The sequence below is a fragment of the Diaphorobacter sp. ED-3 genome (genome assembly GCF_027625375.1).
In the GTDB taxonomy this organism is placed as follows: domain Bacteria; phylum Pseudomonadota; class Gammaproteobacteria; order Burkholderiales; family Burkholderiaceae_C; genus Diaphorobacter; species Diaphorobacter nitroreducens.
On the sequence record NZ_CP115182.1, the window covers coordinates 2665627 to 2683282 of the forward strand.

The window sequence follows — 17656 nt, forward strand, 5'->3', positions numbered from 1 at the left end:
GCGAACGGCCAGCCTCAGCGGCTGGAACAGATCTCCGTCGTAGTTCGCGGTGTCATAACCAGATTGCCTTTCTCGCCCTTGTTGGTGAACAGATGTGGCATTTTACCCTCCAGCAATAGAAAAGCCCGAGGCGGGCCCCCGGGCTTCTCGCATCAACCAAGAAGATCAGTGGAACTGCTCTTCTTCGGTGGAGCCGGTCAGCGCCTTCACGCTCGAAGAACCACCCTGGATCACGGTGGTCACGTCGTCGAAATAGCCTGCGCCCACCTCCTGCTGGTGCGACACGAAGGTGTAGCCCTGCTCACGTGCGGCGAACTCGGGCTCCTGCACCATGTTCACGTAGTGCTTCATGCCTTCGCCGCGGGCATAAGCATGGGCGAACTGGAACGTGTTGTACCAGTTGATGTGGATGCCGGCCAGCGTGATGAACTGGTACTTGTAGCCGAGTGCCGACAGCTCGTCCTGGAACTTGGCGATGGTCTTCTCGTCCAGGTTCTTCTTCCAGTTGAAGGACGGCGAGCAGTTGTACGACAGCAGCTTGCCGGGGCACTTCGCATGCACGGCCTGGGCGAACTCGCGGGCAAAACCAAGGTCGGGCGTGCCGGTCTCGCACCACACCAGGTCGGCGTAGGGGGCGTAGGCCACACCGCGGCTGATGGCTTGCTCCAGACCATTCTTCACGCGATAGAAGCCTTCCTGCGTACGCTCGCCCGTCAAGAACGGCTTGTCGTTGGCGTCGTGGTCGCTGGTGATCAGGTTGGCGGCCTCGGCATCGGTGCGGGCCAGCACGATGGTGGGCACGCCCATCACGTCGGCAGCGAAGCGGGCAGCGATCAGCTTTTCGATGGCTTCCTGTGTAGGCACGAGGACCTTGCCGCCCATGTGCCCGCACTTCTTCACGGCAGCCAGTTGGTCTTCGAAGTGCACGCCGGCCGCGCCAGCGGCAATCATGTTCTTCATCAGTTCGAAGGCGTTCAGCACGCCGCCGAAGCCGGCTTCGGCGTCGGCCACGATGGGCAGGAAGTAGTCGATGAATTCCTTGTCGCCGGGATTGATACCGCGGCCCCACTGGATCTCGTCGGCACGCTTGAAGGTGTTGTTGATGCGGCGCACCATCGTGGGCACCGAGTCATAGGCATACAGCGACTGGTCGGGGTACATGGTCTCGCTGGTGTTGCCGTCAGCGGCCACCTGCCAGCCCGACAGGTACACGGCTTCCAGGCCCGCCTTGGCTTGCTGCATGGCTTGGCCGGCGGTGATGGCACCGAAGGCATTCACATAGCCCTTCTTGGCGCCGCCATTGATCTTGTCCCACAGCTTCTCTGCGCCACGCTTGGCCAGCGTGTATTCGGGCTGGAGGCTGCCACGCAGACGCACCACGTCAGCTGCTGTGTAGCCGCGCTTCACGCTCTTCCAGCGGGGATTCTGGGCCCAGTCCTTTTCCAGGGCTGCGATTTGCTGCTCACGGCTCAGTTGTGCGTTCAGGGAATCTGGCATGTTGCTCTCCAAGAGATGAAGGAATGGGCGGGTACCGCTCCCGGGACCCTTGGACACAACTTTAAGTCTTCTATAAGACCACATCAATCTCTTATGTCTTATATAAGAGATAAATTTAAGCCATAAAAATCAATGGCTTATGCTCTATATATCTCTATATGAAAATTCATTTCTCGTATCGAGAAATTTTTCCGCAACGCAACAAACAAAATTTTCGCAATGAGAAATTAGACTTTCTCCATGCGAAATAGCAGGTCTGGTGAGTTCCTTTCCATGGGCTGCCCCGCGCTCATGCATGATGGAGCCTCCGTTCGGAATCTTCATCAGATGCCAAACCGCCCCACCGCATACCTTTGCCTGGCGCTCAGCATGATGCTGGTGGGTGCCTACGTGGCGCTCTCCAAGCCGCTGGCCGCGGCGTTCCCCGTGCTTTTGCTGGCGTGGTTGCGTTTCGGTATCGGCGCAATGGCCATGCTCGGATGGTTGAAGAAGCCGCACCAGGAGCCACCTCTGACGCGGCAGACCCAAGGCCTGCTTTTTCTGCAGTCGCTGCTGGGCAACTTTCTGTTCACCGTTTGCATGATCTACGGCGTGAGCCTCACCAGCGCGACCTCTGCCGGGGTGATCATGGCGACCATCCCCGCATGCGTGGCGGTCATGAGCTGGCTGTTCCTGCGTGAACATGTGGCGACCCGCACCTGGGTGGCGGTGGCCTGCGCAGTGGCGGGCATTGTGCTGTTTGCGCTATCCAAACCAGAGCACTCCGCACACGCCAGCAATGCCCTACAGCCCGAAAATGCCCAAAACTTGCAATGGCTGGGCTATGCCCTGCTGCTGGCCGCATCGCTGTGCGAGGCCGCCTATTCCGTCATCGGCAAGAAGCTCACCGGCGCGCTGGGGCCACGGCGCATCACGGCGCTGATCAACCTGTGGGGCTTCATGCTCTCGATGCCTTTCGGGCTGTATTTCGCCCTGTACTTCGACTTCACGGCCGTACGCTGGCCCACTTGGTTGCTGCTGGTGTTCTACGCCATGGCAGCATGCATGTGGAGCGTGTGGCTGTGGATGACCGGCCTGAAGACCGTCCCCGCCGCGCAGAGCGGCGTATTCACCGTGCTGCTGCCGGTGAGCGCGGCGCTGGTGGGCGTGCTGGCGCTGGGCGAGCGCTTCACGACCATGCAGTTCATGGCCTTTGGCATCGCACTGGCCAGCGTCGTACTGGCCACGATGCCCGCACGGCTGCCGTGGCGCACCGGCCGCGACATGCGCGCCTGACCGGCGACGTTACAGCGCGTGGTCGCTGATCACGATGCCGTCGGCATCCGCATACAGCCAGTCGCCCGGCCGCACCCACACGCCCTGTACCTGCACCGCCACGTCAGAAAGCCCTTCGCCCCGCTTTTCGGTGGGCAACGGCATGAGTGCGAGTGCGCGGATACCCACGCGCTCGGCATTCAGTTCTGCCACGTCGCGCACGCAGCCATTCACGACGATACCGGCCCAGCCATTGCGCGCCGCGCTGGCTGCCAGATTGCCCCCCACCAGCGCGCGACGCAGCGAAGCTCCACCGTCCACCACCAACACGCGCCCGTTGCCCGGCGAATCCACGGCCGCCTTGACCAGCGTGTTGTCCTCGAAGCATTTCACCGTGCTCACGGGGCCGCTGAAACAGGGTAGCGCTCCGTAGCTCTGGAACACGGGCGGCAGCACGCGGAACGCGCCACTGTCGTCACCCTTGTGGGCGTCGCAGAGATCGCAGGTGCTGATGGCCGGGGTCGGGTGTGCGGACATGGAAGGGAAGCCTTTCTGTGCATAAAAGGGGATGGTGCGCCGCAGCAAGCTGCGGTGGCGCATTCTCGCGCGTGCCGGCGGTTGGCCGCCAGAGCAACAAATCGAGGCAAAAAAGAGGCAGCTCGCCTTGGAAACCGGTTTTTTTCCCAGTAGCATCACCGCTGCCAGTGGAGCTGCGGCGTTCGCTGGTGACATATTTCATTTCCAACAAGGAACAACCCAACATGGCAACTGCAAAGACCGCGTCCGCAGCACCCGCAAAGAAGCGCACCCCCAACGCCGCTTTCATGAAGCCCCTGACCCCCAGCCCCGCTCTGGCGGCCGTGGTCGGCGCCACCCCGCTGCCGCGCACGGAGATCATCAGCAAGCTGTGGGTGTACATCAAGGCGCACAACCTGCAGGACGCCTCCAACAAGCGCATGATCAACGCGGATGCCAAGCTCAAGGAAGTGTTCGGCAAGCCCCAGGTCTCGATGTTCGAAATGGCCGGGCTGATTGGCAAGCACGTCAAGTAATCTGCCCTGCCAGGCTCTCTGCGAGAGCCGGGCGAACAAAAACCGGCATGCGCATGCCGGTTTTTTTTCGCCTGCAAGGCACTCGGCAATGGTTTCTTACACGGCAGTGGGGTCAAGGACTGCAAATGCGATGAATTCGCATTTATAATCAGTTCATCGTCCATAGCCAGCCACGACTGCCTGCACCATGATCGTCTGTGTTTGCCACCGCGTTTCCGACCGGGAGATTGCACGCCATGCGCGCGCAGGTATGAGCTTCGATGAGATTCAGTTCGAGTTGGGCGTCGCCACCCAGTGCGGCCGCTGCGAAGACTGTGCCCGCGATGTCGTGGCGCAGTGCTGCGCATCGCAGCCGGTGGCCGCCCTGTACAAGGACACCGATCCCACAGCCGTCCAGCTTGCCACCCTCATCCCGGAAGGCAAGGCATGCAACTGTTCTACGCACTCGCAGGAAGTCTGATCATCGTCATATGCTCGGTCTGGTGGATCCTGCATAAATAGACCGCCTATTCAAGGCTTTTTGGCCTTTCGACCAAGCTGGACAAGCGCCAGCAGCTATCATTTTTATGTCCTCTGACCGATACGGCTCCCCCGGGGGCTTGAGCCGCAATGCCGTGATCGCAGGCTCCGTGGTGGTGCTGCACGTGGCCGGCCTTTGGGCCCTGCAATCGGGTCTGGTGCGCAAGACGGCGGAGATCATCATCCCTGCTGAGGTGTTGAGCGAATTCATCGCGCCGCCCGCGCCTCCGGCCCCACCGGCCCCCCCCGCTCCGCCGCCGCCCAAACCAGCCCCGGCGCCGCCCAAACCCGTGGCGCCCAAGCCGCGCCCCGCTCCCATGCCCGTGGCGGTCCCCGACCCGACACCCGCCCCCGCCGCGCCCAGGGGCGTCGTAGAGCCTCAGCCCCCGGCCCCACCGGTTGCGGCCGCCGCGCCCGTCACCGCACCGGCGGCCCCCGCGGCTCCACCGGCGCCGGCCGCACCCAGCATCGAGTTGCCCTCCAGCGACGCGAGCTACCTGAACAACCCCAAGCCCGTCTACCCCGCCGTGAGCAAGCGGCTGGGAGAACAAGGCAAAGTGATGCTGCGCGTGCTCATCGGCACCGACGGACTGCCGCAGAAAGTGGAGGTCAAGCAGTCCAGCGGTTTCGAGCGCCTGGACCGCCAGGCCATCGACGCCGTCATGCGCTGGCGCTTCGTACCCGGCAAGCGCAACGGCGTGCCAGAAGCCATGTGGAATCTGGTCCCGATCAATTTCGTTCTCCAACAATAAGTCTCGCAGGAGTTTTCATGGAATCGCATTTCGGCATTGCCAATGTCTGGGTACAGGGCGACTTCGTCACCCGCGCCGTCGCTGTGCTGCTCATCGGCATGTCGCTGGCATCGTGGATCGTCATCATCATCAAGGCGCTGGACATCCTGAAGTTCAAGAAACACGCCCGCCAGGCACGCGACTTCTGGCACAGCGAAGACTTCGCCGCCGGCCTGACCAAGCTGGGCTCCGACCCGAGCAACCCCTTCCGCCACCTCGCCTTGGAAGGCCGCGAAGCCACGCAGCACCACCGCAACACGCAGGCCCATCTGCATGACAGCCTGGACGTGAGCGACTGGGTCACGCGCTGCCTGCGCAACTGCATCGACGAGTTCACGGCGCGCGTGCAGTCGGGCCTGGCCATCCTGGCCTCCGTGGGCTCCACGGCGCCATTCATCGGCCTCTTCGGCACCGTGTGGGGTATCTACCATGCGTTGGTGGCCATCGGCGCCTCGGGCCAGTCGACCATCGACAAGGTGGCCGGCCCGATCGGCGAGGCGCTGATCATGACCGCGCTGGGCCTGGCCGTGGCCATTCCCGCCGTGCTGGGCTACAACGCCCTGGTGCGGGGCAACAAATCCATCCTGCACAGCCTCAACAGCTTTGCGCACGATCTGCACGCCTACTTCGTCACCGGCGCGCGCGTTTCGGTACACGGCGAGGCAGCCAAGGTGCTGCCCATCAAGAAAGGCTGATGCGCCATGGCTTTCGGAACCCAGGACGATGCCGACGAGGTGATGAACGAAATCAACATGACGCCGCTGGTGGACGTCATGCTGGTGCTGCTCATCATCTTCATCATCACCGTGCCGGTGATGAAGCACGCGGTGCCGGTGGACCTGCCGCGTGCATCCAACGAACGCGAAATCATCAAGCCCGAAACCATCCGCCTGTCGGTGACGGCCGACGGCAAGTACCACTGGAACGAGACCACGATCGGCGACGACGAGCTGGAGCCGCGCCTGCGGGCCGAGGCCCGCAAGGACCCGCAGCCGGACCTGCACATCCGCGGCGACAAGGACGTGCGCTACGAGCGCGTGGCGCAGGCGATGTCGGCGGCGCAACGCGCGGGCGTGCGCAAGATCGGCTTCGTGACCGACCCGACGCCCTGACGCACCACGGTCGCGCCGGCGCGCCGGCCTTCACAGCTGCCGCCCCACGGGCGGCGCAGCACCGTCGCCAGCGCCACCTGCGGGGGCTGCCTCTTGCATCTGGATACGAATCGACAGGCAATTTTCAGCCCCGGATGCTTGATCTTTAATTGAGAATGGTTATCATTTGATCACCGTAACGCACCGAGACTTCACCATGCATGCCAGCCTGACCGTACCGTCCGCACTGACCGCACCCCGCATGTTCGCAGTGCCGGCCGATTCCAGCCCGGCGTCCCACGCCGAAGGCCGCGCGGTCGACAGCAGCACCCTGCTGCGCGGCCAGAAGGCCGTGGCCATCGTGCACAACGGCGCCGTCTACCGGCTGCAGGCCACCAAACTCGGCAAGCTGATCCTGACCAAATAAGTTTCATCGTGGGGCGACTCCAGGACCTCGGTCCGAAGGGTCGTATTGGCCAGCCAACGGGCATGCCCGCGTAGCCAGGCTTTTTTTCCCTGCACACCCATGCAAAAAACCGGCCCACGCGCCGGTTTTTCTGTTGGAACCCAATATGTTTTTGGTCCCTAGCGCCCTTCCACCAAGCGCTAGCAGCTATCAAAACAATAGCAATCCAGTCCCGATGAGTGCTTACAGCCCGATCGCCGCAATCCCCGCGCGCGCAATCTGCGCGTCCTCATGGGACTTCACGCCGCTCACGCCCACGGCGCCCAGGCACTGGCCGTTCTTCATGATGGGTACGCCGCCTTCCAGCATGCCCTGCAGCGCAGGCGCGCTCAGGAAGGCCGTGCGGCCGCCGTTGATCACGTCTTCATAGCCCTTGCTCTCGCGGCGGCCCAAGGCGGCCGTGTGGGCCTTGGCCGGCGCGATGTGCGCGGACACCGCTGCGGCCCCGTCCAGGCGCTGCAGCCACAGCAGATGTCCGCCGTCGTCCACGATGGCGATGGTCACGGCCCACTGGTTCTTCAGGGCCTCGGCCTCGGCGGCGGCGGCGATCAGCTTGACGTCGGAGAGTTCAAGTTCGGGTTTGGTCTTCATGAGGCAGTCCTGCAGGAGGTGGGTGGATGCGCCCGGCCAGCCGGCAGGGCGCGCAACGGGAAAACGAAAAGCATAGTGCCAGCGGGCCCGCCCAATGCCCCGCCGCAGGGCAAAAGAATGCAACCCATAAAGTACGGGATGGTGCGCGGGTATTGCATTCGGCGCCAAAAGCCACCACATAGAATCATTCGGGTCTGCGCTGTGCAGGCCAATCAGGAGAGAAACCAGATGAACCCAGAAATCACCAGTGTCGGCTCCGCGGGCTATGGCATCTCGCAGGAGCAGCGCCACCGCGTGCTGCGCAACACGTACTGGCTGCTGGCGCTCAGCCTGCTGCCCACCGTGCTGGGCGCCTGGATCGGCGTGGCCACGGGCATCACGCAGTCGCTGCGCGGCGGCCTGGGGCTGATCGTGTTCCTCGGCGGCGCCTTCGGCTTCATGTTCGCCATCGAGAAAACCAAGCGCTCGGCCGCGGGCGTGCCGGTACTGCTGGCCTTCACCTTCTTCATGGGCCTGATGCTGTCGCGCCTGATCGGCATGGTGCTGGGCTTCAAGAACGGCAGCGACCTCGTCATGACGGCCTTCGCCGGCACGGCGGGCGTGTTCTTCGTCATGGCCAGCCTGGCCAGCGTCATCAAGCGCGACCTGTCGGGCATGGGCAAGTGGCTGTTCGTGGGCGCGCTGGTGCTCATGGTGGGCGCCATCATCAACGTGTTCGTGGGCTCGTCGGCCGGCATGATGGCCATCTCGGTGGCAGCGATCGGCATCTTCAGTGCCTACATGCTGTACGACCTGAAGCAGATCCTGGACGGCGGCGAGACCAACTACATCAGCGCCACACTGGCGCTGTACCTGGACATCTTCAACGTGTTCCAGAGCCTGCTGGCCCTGCTGGGCATCATGGGCGGCGAGCGCGACTGAACGGCCTTCCCACCGCACAAGCGTCGCAAGGCCCCGATTTCCGGGGCCTTTTTCACGTCCGCCCTTGGCTGACAGCCTCAACTTGACGGCACGCCTGCCGATAACCCCTGTACATGCTGCCTCGCCACCACCCCCTCCTTGCCGCCGGCGCTCGCGCCGCCCTGATCGCTGCCGCGCTGCTGCCGCTGGCGGGTTGTGAGATTCCCGGCATGGGGCCGGACCCGCGCGTGGCCCAGCGTGAGGCCGAGGCCAAGGCCATCGGTGGCGCCTGCCGGCATGCGCTGCGCGGGCTGGAGGACTGCTTCACGCTGAACCCCAAGGCCCCCAAGGCCCAGGTGTTCGCGGGCTGGAAGGACATGGATCTGTACATGCGCGAGAACAAGATCGAGGGCACGGCCTCGGTACTCACGCAGTTGGAGAAAAAGCCCGCCAGTCGCCGCGCAAGTGACGAAGAGGTGGACCTGCAGACCGAGGACCGCACCTCCCGCAACCGCAGCTGATGCTATTCAAACGATAGCTGCTGACGCTTGCCAGGCAAGCGCTCCTGGCCAAAAACGTCTTGAGCCACCGCGGGCGTCAGCCCCGCTCGAACACTGCCATGCTCTCCACATGGGCCGTGTGCGGAAACATGTTGACCACCCCCGCCGCCACACAGCGGTAGCCCGCCTGGTGCACCAGCAGGCCCGCGTCCCGCGCCAGCGTGGCCGGGTTGCAGCTCACGTAGACGATGCGCCGGGGGGGCTGCCAGCCTTCATGCCCAGCGGGCAGCGGCGGCGCGTCCTCGGCACCGATGCGCGCCTGGTGGATGTCCGCCAGCGCCTTGGACAATGCGAACGCCCCCTCGCGCGGCGGGTCCACCAGCCATTTGTCGGAGGCGCCATCGCCAATGAGCATCTCAGGCGTCATCTCGAACAGGTTGCGCGCTACAAAGCTGGTAGCTGCCAGCGCAGATCCATCCTGCCTTTTGGCCTGATTTGACTGGTAATTCTCGCGCGAACGCGCCACCAGCGCCTCACTGCCCTCGATGCCCAGCACCTCGCGCGCCTGGGTGGCGATGGGCAGCGTGAAGTTGCCCAGGCCGCAGAACCAGTCGATCACGCGCTCGTCCTTGCGCGCGTCCAGCAGGCGCAGCGCGCGCGTGACCAGCACGCGGTTGATGTGCGGGTTGACCTGCGTGAAGTCGGTGGGTTTGAAGGGCATGGTGATGCCGAAGTCGGGCAGCCCATAGGCAAGCGGCTCACCGCCCTCGTCCAGCAGGTGCACCGTGTCCGGCCCCTTGGGCTGCAGCCACCATTGCACGCCATGCGCGGCGGCAAAGGCGCGCAACTTGTCTTTGTCCTCCGGGGACAGCGGCTCCAGGTGGCGCAGCACCAGCGCCGTGACCGTATCGCCGCAGGCCAGCTCGATCTGCGGGCAGGTGTCGCGTGCGGCCATGCTGCCGATCAGGGCGCGCAGCGGCATCAGCATGGCGTCCACATGCGGCGGCAGGATCTTGCAGGTCTCCATGTCGGCGATGTAGCGGCTCTTGCGCTCGTGAAAGCCCACGAGCACCTTGTCCTTCTTGGGCACGTAGCGCACGGACAGGCGCGCCCGGTAGCGGTAGCCCCAGGCAGGGCCTTCAATGGGGCGCAGGATGGTCTCGGCCTTCACTTTCCCCAGGTGCCAGAGGTTGTCTTCCAGCACGCGCTGTTTCACGGCCACCTGGGCCGCCACGTGCAGATGCTGCATCTTGCAGCCGCCGCAGGCGCCCGCGTGCAGGCCGAAGTGCGGACAGCCGGGCTGTACGCGCTGGCTGGACTGGCGGTGGACTTCCGTGAGGCTGGCCTGCTCCCAGTTGTTCTTCTTGCGGTGGGTGTTGGCGCTGACCAGCTCGGTGGGCAGTGCGCCGTCGATGAACACCACCTTGCCATCGGGCTTGCGCGCGACGCCTTGGGCGTCCATGTCCATGGCGGTGACTTCAAGCCAGCCGGGGGGAAGAACCGTGGAGGTGGGCGGTGGTGGGCTGAATTCTGTGGGGTCGCTCATGCCTCGATTGTCTCAGGCCGGCCCACCCCTGCCGCCGCGCGGGCGGCTTTCAGCTGCGGCTGGCGCGCGGCGCACGGGGCGCGGTGGGGGCGCCTGCAGCGGCATCCTTGCGGACCGCAGCCACATTGGAAGGCAGGCGGTTGACTTCCACCTCGCAGCCATAGTTGTCCAAGGAAAACACCAGCGTGCCGCCGGGCGCGACCTGGGGCAGGGTTTCGTGCAGGTTGCGCGACAGGTCCACAGGGGGGGTCTGCGAGCGGTAGATGACCTGCTGGTCTGCGCCATAGATCACGTAGCAAGTAGCCCACGCGCCCGGTGCAAACAGTCCGGCAATTATGGCGGCGGCCGAGGCCGTGGCAAAGCGAATGGCTCGCATGAGGGTTCCCTTCCTTCTTGTGCTGTGAATGCGGCGCATTATTGCGGAGTTTGCGCCCGCCCCGGTAAGCGGCTGTTCCCGGCCCCGTGTCGACGGTTTCATGGAACTTTTGCTGCGGCCCTGCGTTGAAAGAGGCAATGCGCCCCCTGAGCCACCTTGAAGAGAGCGACTGCATCGCCCGCGCCCAGCGCGGCGAGGTCGCGGCGTTCTCCGAACTGGTGGCCCGCTACGAGGACCGCATCTACCGTTTTTTGTTCCGCATGACGCGCTCGCAGGAGGATGCGCGCGAACTCGCCCAGGAGACTTTCTTGAACGCCTACCAGGCACTGCCCCGCTGGCAGCCGGACGCACAACTGTCCACCTGGCTGTTTCGCATCGCGCGCAACCAGGCGTTGGACCTGTTGCGCCGCGCGCAGCGTGTCGCGTTCGTGGAACTGGACGAGACCCTGTCCGAGCAGATGCCGGCGGACACCCCCACGCCCGAGGCTGCACTGCAGGCCCGCCAGCGCATCGAAGCGCTGGAAGGCGCGCTGCAGCGGCTCTCGGTGGAGCACCGCGAGATCCTGCTGCTGCGCGACATCGAAGACATGGCCTACGAGGACATCGCCGAGGTGCTGGGCATCAGCCTGGGCACCGTCAAATCCCGCATTGCCCGCGCACGCGCCGGGCTGCTGCAACTCATGCCACGCTGAACGCAAGGAGCCGCCATGAACTGCCCTCGCACCGAAGACCTTTCCGCTTTGATCGACCATGCGCTGCCCGCGCATGCGCAGGTCGCGCTGCAGCAGCACCTGCACGCCTGCCCCCTGTGCAGCCAGCACCTTGCCGCATTGCAGACGCAGCGCCAGCAATTGCTGGCCCTGCCCTCGCCCGCGCTGGGTTTCGACCTGGCGGCGCAACTGCAGGACCGCCTGGCGCAGGACCTGGCGCAACGACCCACCCGGTCCCGGCGCACCGGCTGGAACCTGCTGGGCTGGATGCCCACGGGCCTCGCCGCGGGGGCCGCGCTGGTGTCCGGTGTCTGGCTGGGGGGGTTGCTGCTGGGCACGGGCGCGGCCCTTCCGGCTGCCAGCCCTGCCATGGCGCGCGTGTTCGACCCTGTGCCGCCAGGCGGGCTGTGCGCCGCCGCCGAAATCTGCCGTTTGCCGAGAACCCTGCCATGAAAAACCCTGCCTGGATTCGCACCCTGCTGGCGATCTCGCTGGCGCTCAACCTGGGCGTGGTTGCCGCACTGGTGCTGCGCCCTGCGCCGGACACGGTCGAGGGCGGCGCGCCTCCCGTGGTCCACCTGCCCGAGTATCTGAAGCTCACTCCCGAACAGCGCGCGCGCTGGGAAGGCATGGAAACCCCCTTCCTCCATGACCTGTCGTCCAACTGGAGTGACATACGCCGCCACCGCGAAGCCCTGGTGCGCCACATCTTTGCTGATGCACCAGAGCGCACCGCCATTGACGCCGAGCAGGCCGCCATCGCCCGCCTGCAGGCCGCGCAGCAACAGCGCGTGATTGACCAACTCTTGGCCGAGCGCGCCATGCTGGACGACGCCCAGCGCACGCGGCTCCTGCAATTGCTGCTGACCCGCTATGCAGAAGAAGCCACCGAGGAGGAAATGCTGCACCGCAAGTGAACGCCGAGATGAGAGAAGGAAAAAGGTATAAATGAGATGGAACATTGAGGCACCCCCTTCGTTGAAGTAGGCAAGGCAGCCAGACATTCCCTTGAGCGGCTGCCTTGATGGTTCAACTTTTCAACGGAGCATTCTCATGAACACCTTCACCGCACTGCTGCTGTCCGCCGCCCTGGCAACCCCGCTGGCCGTTTACGCCGCCGACGCACACAACCATGGCGGCAGTGCCGAAACCCACCAACTGCAGCTCAACGCCGGCAAGAAGTGGGAAACCGACGCGCCGCTGCGCAAGGCCATGACGGCCGTGCGCGGATCGGTCACGCAGATCCTGCCCACCGCTCACGCGGGCAAGGCCACGCCGGCCGATTACGACGCCTTCGCCAACTCCGTCAACCAGCAGGTCGCCTACATGGTGGAGAACTGCAAGCTGCCGCCCGCCGCCGATGCACAGCTGCACATCATCGTGGCCGACCTGATGGCCGGTGCCGAGGCCGCGCAAGGCAAGCACGGCGAGGACAAGCGCGCCGAGGGCGTGGTCAAGGTGGCCCAGGCCTCCAATGCCTACGGCAAGTACTTCAGCCACAGCGGCTGGAAGGCCATCCCGCTGTCCCACTAAGGGGCAGACCGCAAGTACAGGAGGGGCGGCTGCACACCCCGGTGCATGCCAGCCCCCTTCCAAGCATTCATCTGCTGTGAGCGCCCCTTTGCGCCCCCCTGCGCAAGGGCGGGATATGCACGCTCCGGCAAACCAACACAGGATATTGAACATGACGGGTCGCCGACCTCCTCTTTTCTCCGTGATCGCAAGCGTGGCTGCCGTCGCAGCACTCGGTCTGCCAACGATGGCATCTGCCGGCTACTGGCACTCTGCCAACAACGAAGCGGGCGTGGTCGTTCACCCCGCGCACTTCAAGAGTGATCGGACCCGTGAGCAAGTCAGGGCAGAAACCGAGACCGCAGTGCGACAGGACCGCCTGTCCTATGGGGAAAGCAGCTTTCCGGAACCGGCACCCTCAACGGCTTCGACCAGGACCCGCCAGCAGGTGATCGATGCGATGCGCAACGAAACTTCGGCACAACACAGGGAACGCCAATCGCTGTACCCGGCGGGCTGATGGAAAACACAACGCCCGCACGACGCGGGCGTTGCGTCTTCCGTACCGAAGGGCTTCAACCCAGGTACAGGTGGTTGGAGTGCTTGACCTCTTCCATCACCGCGTAGGTGCGCGTCTCGCGCACGCCGGGCAACTGCCACAACACGGCGCCGGCGAACTGGCGGTAGGCATTCATATCGGCGCAGCGCGTCTTGAGCAGGTAGTCGAAACCGCCGGCCACCATGTGGCATTCCATGACCTCGGGATGCACCTGCACCGCGGCCTTGAACTGGTCGAACACGTTGGGCGTGGTGCGGTCCAGCAGCACCTCCACGAACACCAGCATGCCCGCGCCCAGCTTGAGGGGATTGAGCCGCGCCTCATACCCCAGGATGTAGCCTTCGCGCGTGAGCCGCTGCACCCGCGCGAGCACGGCAGTGGGCGACAGCGCCACGGTCTCTGCCAGCTTGAGGTTGGAGATGCGCCCATCGTCTTGCAGGATCTTCAATATCCTGCGATCGATGCGATCCAGATCAGTGGGAAATTGGCCGGTCATTGAGCAAAAATTCGGTGGTGCTTGCCGATTTTAGTGATTCATTCGCCATTCACCCAAGGATGATGCGACCCCATGACAAACGCCGCCCCCCACGCCGCCCACTTTTCCCCTCGCCCCCGCGACACCGACCCGCTGCGCCTGGCGGTCACCCAGGCTTGCCGCCCGCCGGAGCCTGAGGCACTGGCGCCGCTGCTGGCGCAGGCGCGCCTGCCCGCTGCCATGGCGCAGGACATCCAGGCGCGTGCCCTGCGCCTGGCGCAAGGGCTGCGCCAGCGCGAACATGCCAGCGGGCGGTCCGGCCTGGTACAGGGGCTGCTGCAGCAGTTCGCGCTGTCCTCGCAAGAAGGCGTGGCGCTGATGTGCCTGGCAGAAGCGCTGCTGCGCATTCCCGACGCGGCCACGCGCGACGCGCTGATCCGCGACAAGATCGGTACGGGCGACTGGGCCGCGCACCTGGGCAAGAGCCCGTCGCTGTTCGTCAATGCGGCCACCTGGGGCCTGCTGCTCACCGGACGGCTGGTGACCACGCACAGCGAAGGGGGCTTGAAGGATGCGCTGCGCCGCATCACCGCACGCGGGGGAGAGCCGCTGATCCGCAAGGGCGTGGACGTCGCCATGCGCATGATGGGCGAGCAGTTCGTCACCGGCGAGACCATCGAACAGGCGCTGGGCAAGGCGCGCACCCTGGAGGCACGGGGCTTTCGCTATTCCTACGACATGCTGGGCGAGGCCGCGCTCACGGGGCACGACGCCGACCGCTACATGCAGTCCTATGTGGATGCCATCCACGCCATCGGCCGCGCCAGCGCGGGCCGCGGCGTGTACGAAGGGCCCGGCATTTCCATCAAGCTCAGCGCGCTGCACCCGCGCTACGCCCGCGCGCAGTGGCAGCGCGTGATGGACGAGCTGTACCCGCGCGTGCTGCAACTGGCGGAACTGGCGCGCGGCTACGACATCGGCCTGAACATCGACGCCGAAGAGGCCGACCGGCTGGAACTGTCGCTGGACCTGCTGGAGCGCCTTTGCCATGCGCCGTCCCTCGCTGGCTTCAAGGGCATCGGCTTCGTGATCCAGGCCTACCAAAAGCGCTGCCCGCGCGTGATCGACTACTGCATCGATCTGGCGCGCCGCAGCGGCCACCGCCTGATGATCCGGCTGGTCAAGGGCGCGTACTGGGACAGCGAGATCAAGCGCGCCCAGGTCGATGGCCTGGCGGACTACCCCGTGTACACGCGCAAGGCGCACACCGATATTTCCTACATCGCCTGCGCACGCAAGCTGCTGGGCGCACCGGACGCGGTGTACCCCCAGTTCGCCACGCACAACGCGCAGACGCTGGCCACCATCTATGAGCTGGCGGGCCCCGCGGACTATCGCCCCGGCCAGTACGAGTTCCAGTGCCTGCACGGCATGGGCGAGCCGCTGTACGAGCAGGTGGTGCCCGAGCGCCCCTGCCGCATCTACGCCCCGGTGGGTACGCATGAAACGCTGCTGGCGTACCTGGTGCGCCGCCTGCTGGAAAACGGCGCCAACACCTCGTTCGTGAACCGCGTGGCCGACGCCACGCTGCCGCTGGAGGCGCTGATCGACAACCCCGTGGACACGGTGGATGCCGAGGCCCGCGCCGAAGGCGGCGCCGGCCTGCCGCACCCGCGCATCGCGCTGCCCCCGCAGCTCTACGGCCCGACGCGTGCCAATTCGCAGGGCCTGGACCTGGCGGCCGAGCCCACGCTGCAGTGCGTGGCCGACGCGCTGGCCGCCAGCGCCGCCACGCCGCTGGAAGCCACACCCCTCATCGCCGCCGGCGCTCCCACCGGCCCGCGCGCCCCGGTGCGCAACCCTGCCGATGCCACCGATGTGGTCGGGCAGGTGCAAGAAGCCACCACCGCCGATGTGGACGCCGCGCTGCAGGCTGCCGCCGCGGCGCAGCCCGCCTGGGCTGCCACGCCACCCGCAGAACGTGCACGGCTGCTGCGCGCCGCGGCCGACGGGCTGGAACGAGATATACCCGCCCTGCTGGCCCTGCTGATGCGCGAAGCCGGCAAGACCTGCGCCAACGCCGTGGCCGAGGTGCGCGAGGCGGTGGACTTCCTGCGCTACTACGCGGCGCAGGTGGATGGGCACTTCGACAACGCCACCCACCCACCGCTGGGGCCGGTCACCTGCATCAGCCCCTGGAACTTCCCGCTGGCCATCTTCATGGGCCAAGTGGCCGCCGCACTGGCCGCGGGCAACGTGGTGCTGGCCAAGCCGGCAGAGCAGACGCCCCTCATTGCCTGCCAGGCCGTGCGCCTGCTGCACCAGGCCGGCGTGCCTGCCGCCGCCGTGCAGTTGCTGCCCGGCCGCGGCGAGACGGTGGGCGCGGCGCTGGTGGGCGACGCGCGGGTGATGGGCGTGATGTTCACCGGCTCCACCGAGGTGGCGCGGCTGCTGCAGCGCAGCCTGGCCGCACGGCTGGACGCCAGCGGCCGGCCCATTCCGCTGATCGCAGAGACCGGTGGACAGAACGCATTGATCGTGGACTCCTCCGCCCTGCTGGAGCAGGTGGTCGCGGACGTGCTCACTTCGGCCTTCGACAGCGCGGGCCAGCGCTGCTCCGCCCTGCGCGTGCTGTGCGTGCAGCGCGACTGCGCGGACCGCCTGCTGCAGATGCTGCGCGGCGCCATGCTGGAACTGCGCATGGGCAACCCCACGCAACTGGCGGTGGACGTAGGCCCGGTGATCGACGAGGAGGCGCGCGCCACGATCGCGCGCCACATCGAGCGCCTGCGCGCCAGCGGCCGGCCGGTGTTCCAAAGCCATGCCGGTGGGCAGGGCACGGCGCATGGCACCTTCGTGCCGCCCACGCTGATCGAGCTGAACAGCATCACCGAGCTGGAGCGCGAGGTCTTCGGCCCCGTGCTGCACGTGGTGCGCTACGAGCGCGGCGAGCTGGACGCGCTGCTCGCGCAGATCAGCGCCACGGGCTACGGCCTCACCCAGGGCCTGCACACCCGCATCGACGAAACCGTGGCCCAGGTGCTGGCCCACAGCACGGCCGGCAACGTCTATGTGAACCGCAACATGGTGGGCGCCGTGGTTGGCGTGCAGCCTTTCGGCGGCGAGGGCCTGTCGGGCACGGGCCCCAAGGCAGGCGGCCCGCTGTATCTGCTGCGCCTGCTGTCGCGCCACCCGGCCAACGCCACGCACGGCGCGCTGGCGGCGACGGCCGTGCAGGTGCCCGACGCCAGCGCACAGCCCGCGCTGCTCGCCCCGCTGTCGGCGCTGGAGCACTGGGCCCAGGCGCAAGGCAACGCAGCGCTGGCACAGGCCTGCGCGGCCCAGGCGCAGGCCAGTTGCGCGGGCCTGGCCTGCACCCTGCCCGGCCCCACCGGCGAGCGCAACACCTATCGGCTGCTGCCGCGCGAACGCGTGCTGTGCCTGGCCGACACGGACGAGGCGCTGCTGCTGCAGTTGAGCGCGGTGCTGGCCGCGGGCGCGCTTGCGCTCTGGCCGCAGGACGCGCAGGCCCTGTGCGCCACACTGCCGAGCGAGGTGCAGGCGCGCATCGCCCTGGTGTCCGACTGGCGCGGCGATGGCCTGGGCTACGACGCCGTGCTGCACAGCGGCAGCCCAGAAACGCGCCGCGTGGAATGCCAGCGCGTGGCCCTGCGCCCCGGCCCCATCGTGGGCGTGACGGCGGTGGACGGCCCCGCCGATGCGCTGCAGGCGCCCCTGCGCCTGTTGCTGGAGCGCGCGGTCAGCATCAACACCACGGCGGCAGGCGGCAATGCCAGCCTGATGACCATGGCGTGAT

At 66.1% G+C, this 17656-nt stretch carries 21 protein-coding genes; 15 read left to right on the forward strand and 6 right to left on the reverse strand.

What is annotated here, in order from left to right:
• Positions 1-165: 165 nt before the first annotated feature.
• Complete coding sequence (gene aceA, locus PCQ86_RS12980) at positions 166-1497, reverse strand: isocitrate lyase (protein WP_103737648.1); 1332 nt, start codon at positions 1495-1497, stop codon at positions 166-168.
• A 327-nt stretch (positions 1498-1824) separates the two neighbouring features.
• On the opposite strand from aceA, the gene PCQ86_RS12985 reads away from it, so the two are divergent.
• Positions 1825-2772, forward strand: a complete 948-nt coding sequence (locus PCQ86_RS12985; protein WP_270173922.1) for a DMT family transporter — start codon at positions 1825-1827, stop codon at positions 2770-2772.
• Positions 2773-2781: 9 nt separating this feature from the next.
• On the opposite strand, the gene rraA is transcribed toward PCQ86_RS12985, so the two are convergent.
• Positions 2782-3288, reverse strand: a complete 507-nt coding sequence (rraA, locus tag PCQ86_RS12990; protein WP_270173923.1) for a ribonuclease E activity regulator RraA — start codon at positions 3286-3288, stop codon at positions 2782-2784.
• A 224-nt stretch (positions 3289-3512) separates the two neighbouring features.
• On the opposite strand from rraA, the gene PCQ86_RS12995 reads away from it, so the two are divergent.
• The 6 genes from PCQ86_RS12995 (at position 3513) to hemP (ending at position 6631) form a co-directional block, all read left to right on the forward strand.
• The gene (locus PCQ86_RS12995) at positions 3513-3803 is read left to right on the forward strand and encodes an SWIB/MDM2 domain-containing protein (RefSeq protein WP_011805609.1); all 291 of its coding nucleotides are present in this window, start codon (positions 3513-3515) and stop codon (positions 3801-3803) included.
• A 187-nt stretch (positions 3804-3990) separates the two neighbouring features.
• On the forward strand, positions 3991-4263 hold the full coding sequence (locus tag PCQ86_RS13000) for a (2Fe-2S)-binding protein (RefSeq protein ID WP_015913041.1): 273 nt from the start codon (positions 3991-3993) through the stop codon (positions 4261-4263).
• Positions 4264-4369: 106 nt separating this feature from the next.
• Positions 4370-5074 carry an energy transducer TonB gene (locus tag PCQ86_RS13005; protein ID WP_270173924.1) on the forward strand — a complete coding sequence of 235 codons (705 nt, stop codon included), beginning with the start codon at positions 4370-4372 and terminating at the stop codon, positions 5072-5074.
• Positions 5075-5091: 17 nt separating this feature from the next.
• Complete coding sequence (locus PCQ86_RS13010) at positions 5092-5808, forward strand: MotA/TolQ/ExbB proton channel family protein (RefSeq protein ID WP_011805612.1); 717 nt, start codon at positions 5092-5094, stop codon at positions 5806-5808.
• 6 nt (positions 5809-5814) lie between these two features.
• Positions 5815-6225: an ExbD/TolR family protein gene (locus tag PCQ86_RS13015; RefSeq protein WP_270173925.1), complete on the forward strand. Its 411-nt coding sequence runs from the start codon at positions 5815-5817 to the stop codon at positions 6223-6225.
• Between the two features lie 196 nt (positions 6226-6421).
• On the forward strand, positions 6422-6631 hold the full coding sequence (gene hemP, locus PCQ86_RS13020; RefSeq protein WP_270173926.1) for a hemin uptake protein HemP: 210 nt from the start codon (positions 6422-6424) through the stop codon (positions 6629-6631).
• A gap of 222 nt (positions 6632-6853) precedes the next feature.
• On the opposite strand, the gene PCQ86_RS13025 is transcribed toward hemP, so the two are convergent.
• The gene (locus PCQ86_RS13025) at positions 6854-7261 is read right to left on the reverse strand and encodes a GlcG/HbpS family heme-binding protein (RefSeq protein WP_011805615.1); all 408 of its coding nucleotides are present in this window, start codon (positions 7259-7261) and stop codon (positions 6854-6856) included.
• 228 nt (positions 7262-7489) lie between these two features.
• Here PCQ86_RS13025 and PCQ86_RS13030 point away from each other — a divergent pair, with 228 nt between their 5' ends.
• Entirely contained in the window at positions 7490-8182 is a 693-nt protein-coding gene (locus PCQ86_RS13030; RefSeq protein WP_172206691.1) for a Bax inhibitor-1/YccA family protein, read from the forward strand.
• A 113-nt stretch (positions 8183-8295) separates the two neighbouring features.
• The gene (locus PCQ86_RS13035; RefSeq protein ID WP_270173927.1) at positions 8296-8682 is read left to right on the forward strand and encodes a hypothetical protein; all 387 of its coding nucleotides are present in this window, start codon (positions 8296-8298) and stop codon (positions 8680-8682) included.
• Between the two features lie 76 nt (positions 8683-8758).
• Here PCQ86_RS13035 and rlmD read toward each other — a convergent pair whose 3' ends face one another.
• Positions 8759-10207, reverse strand: a complete 1449-nt coding sequence (rlmD, locus tag PCQ86_RS13040; protein ID WP_270173928.1) for a 23S rRNA (uracil(1939)-C(5))-methyltransferase RlmD — start codon at positions 10205-10207, stop codon at positions 8759-8761.
• 49 nt (positions 10208-10256) lie between these two features.
• The gene (locus PCQ86_RS13045) at positions 10257-10583 is read right to left on the reverse strand and encodes a hypothetical protein (protein ID WP_270173929.1); all 327 of its coding nucleotides are present in this window, start codon (positions 10581-10583) and stop codon (positions 10257-10259) included.
• Positions 10584-10720: 137 nt separating this feature from the next.
• Here PCQ86_RS13045 and PCQ86_RS13050 point away from each other — a divergent pair, with 137 nt between their 5' ends.
• The 5 genes from PCQ86_RS13050 to PCQ86_RS13070 all read left to right on the forward strand — a co-directional run bounded on the left by PCQ86_RS13050 (position 10721) and on the right by PCQ86_RS13070 (position 13325).
• Positions 10721-11275, forward strand: a complete 555-nt coding sequence (locus tag PCQ86_RS13050) for a sigma-70 family RNA polymerase sigma factor (RefSeq protein ID WP_270173930.1) — start codon at positions 10721-10723, stop codon at positions 11273-11275.
• A 15-nt stretch (positions 11276-11290) separates the two neighbouring features.
• Positions 11291-11746 (forward strand): anti-sigma factor family protein, encoded by a 456-nt coding sequence (locus PCQ86_RS13055; RefSeq protein WP_270173931.1) that lies wholly within the window; start codon positions 11291-11293, stop codon positions 11744-11746.
• Positions 11743-12210 carry a Spy/CpxP family protein refolding chaperone gene (locus PCQ86_RS13060; RefSeq protein WP_270173932.1) on the forward strand — a complete coding sequence of 156 codons (468 nt, stop codon included), beginning with the start codon at positions 11743-11745 and terminating at the stop codon, positions 12208-12210. Before PCQ86_RS13055 ends, PCQ86_RS13060 begins: the two co-directional genes overlap by 4 nt.
• A 136-nt stretch (positions 12211-12346) precedes the next feature.
• Positions 12347-12826 carry a hypothetical protein gene (locus tag PCQ86_RS13065; protein ID WP_270173933.1) on the forward strand — a complete coding sequence of 160 codons (480 nt, stop codon included), beginning with the start codon at positions 12347-12349 and terminating at the stop codon, positions 12824-12826.
• Positions 12827-12977: 151 nt separating this feature from the next.
• Positions 12978-13325, forward strand: a complete 348-nt coding sequence (locus PCQ86_RS13070; RefSeq protein WP_270173934.1) for a DUF4148 domain-containing protein — start codon at positions 12978-12980, stop codon at positions 13323-13325.
• Positions 13326-13380: 55 nt separating this feature from the next.
• Here the strand turns inward: PCQ86_RS13070 and PCQ86_RS13075 are convergent, their stop codons facing one another.
• Positions 13381-13860: an Lrp/AsnC ligand binding domain-containing protein gene (locus tag PCQ86_RS13075; RefSeq protein ID WP_011805624.1), complete on the reverse strand. Its 480-nt coding sequence runs from the start codon at positions 13858-13860 to the stop codon at positions 13381-13383.
• 72 nt (positions 13861-13932) lie between these two features.
• On the opposite strand from PCQ86_RS13075, the gene putA reads away from it, so the two are divergent.
• Complete coding sequence (gene putA, locus PCQ86_RS13080) at positions 13933-17655, forward strand: trifunctional transcriptional regulator/proline dehydrogenase/L-glutamate gamma-semialdehyde dehydrogenase (protein WP_270173935.1); 3723 nt, start codon at positions 13933-13935, stop codon at positions 17653-17655.
• Position 17656: the final 1 nt, after the last annotated feature.

Excerpts from the sequence above, each read along its gene's own strand:
- PCQ86_RS13030 (WP_172206691.1), top strand. The coding sequence starts at position 7,490 with ATGAACCCAGAAATCACCAGTGTCGGCTCCGCGGGCTATGGCATCTCG.
- PCQ86_RS13060 (WP_270173932.1), top strand. The coding sequence starts at position 11,743 with ATGAAAAACCCTGCCTGGATTCGCACCCTGCTGGCGATCTCGCTGGCG.
- putA (WP_270173935.1), top strand. The coding sequence starts at position 13,933 with ATGACAAACGCCGCCCCCCACGCCGCCCACTTTTCCCCTCGCCCCCGC.
- PCQ86_RS13075 (WP_011805624.1), bottom strand. The coding sequence starts at position 13,860 with ATGACCGGCCAATTTCCCACTGATCTGGATCGCATCGATCGCAGGATA.
- PCQ86_RS13045 (WP_270173929.1), bottom strand. The coding sequence starts at position 10,583 with ATGCGAGCCATTCGCTTTGCCACGGCCTCGGCCGCCGCCATAATTGCC.
- PCQ86_RS13065 (WP_270173933.1), top strand. The coding sequence starts at position 12,347 with ATGAACACCTTCACCGCACTGCTGCTGTCCGCCGCCCTGGCAACCCCG.
- PCQ86_RS13035 (WP_270173927.1), top strand. The coding sequence starts at position 8,296 with ATGCTGCCTCGCCACCACCCCCTCCTTGCCGCCGGCGCTCGCGCCGCC.
- PCQ86_RS13010 (WP_011805612.1), top strand. The coding sequence starts at position 5,092 with ATGGAATCGCATTTCGGCATTGCCAATGTCTGGGTACAGGGCGACTTC.
- rlmD (WP_270173928.1), bottom strand. The coding sequence starts at position 10,207 with ATGAGCGACCCCACAGAATTCAGCCCACCACCGCCCACCTCCACGGTT.
- hemP (WP_270173926.1), top strand. The coding sequence starts at position 6,422 with ATGCATGCCAGCCTGACCGTACCGTCCGCACTGACCGCACCCCGCATG.
- rraA (WP_270173923.1), bottom strand. The coding sequence starts at position 3,288 with ATGTCCGCACACCCGACCCCGGCCATCAGCACCTGCGATCTCTGCGAC.
- PCQ86_RS13070 (WP_270173934.1), top strand. The coding sequence starts at position 12,978 with ATGACGGGTCGCCGACCTCCTCTTTTCTCCGTGATCGCAAGCGTGGCT.
- PCQ86_RS13050 (WP_270173930.1), top strand. The coding sequence starts at position 10,721 with ATGCGCCCCCTGAGCCACCTTGAAGAGAGCGACTGCATCGCCCGCGCC.
- PCQ86_RS13025 (WP_011805615.1), bottom strand. The coding sequence starts at position 7,261 with ATGAAGACCAAACCCGAACTTGAACTCTCCGACGTCAAGCTGATCGCC.
- PCQ86_RS12995 (WP_011805609.1), top strand. The coding sequence starts at position 3,513 with ATGGCAACTGCAAAGACCGCGTCCGCAGCACCCGCAAAGAAGCGCACC.
- PCQ86_RS13005 (WP_270173924.1), top strand. The coding sequence starts at position 4,370 with ATGTCCTCTGACCGATACGGCTCCCCCGGGGGCTTGAGCCGCAATGCC.
- PCQ86_RS13000 (WP_015913041.1), top strand. The coding sequence starts at position 3,991 with ATGATCGTCTGTGTTTGCCACCGCGTTTCCGACCGGGAGATTGCACGC.
- PCQ86_RS13055 (WP_270173931.1), top strand. The coding sequence starts at position 11,291 with ATGAACTGCCCTCGCACCGAAGACCTTTCCGCTTTGATCGACCATGCG.
- PCQ86_RS12985 (WP_270173922.1), top strand. The coding sequence starts at position 1,825 with ATGCCAAACCGCCCCACCGCATACCTTTGCCTGGCGCTCAGCATGATG.
- aceA (WP_103737648.1), bottom strand. The coding sequence starts at position 1,497 with ATGCCAGATTCCCTGAACGCACAACTGAGCCGTGAGCAGCAAATCGCA.
- PCQ86_RS13015 (WP_270173925.1), top strand. The coding sequence starts at position 5,815 with ATGGCTTTCGGAACCCAGGACGATGCCGACGAGGTGATGAACGAAATC.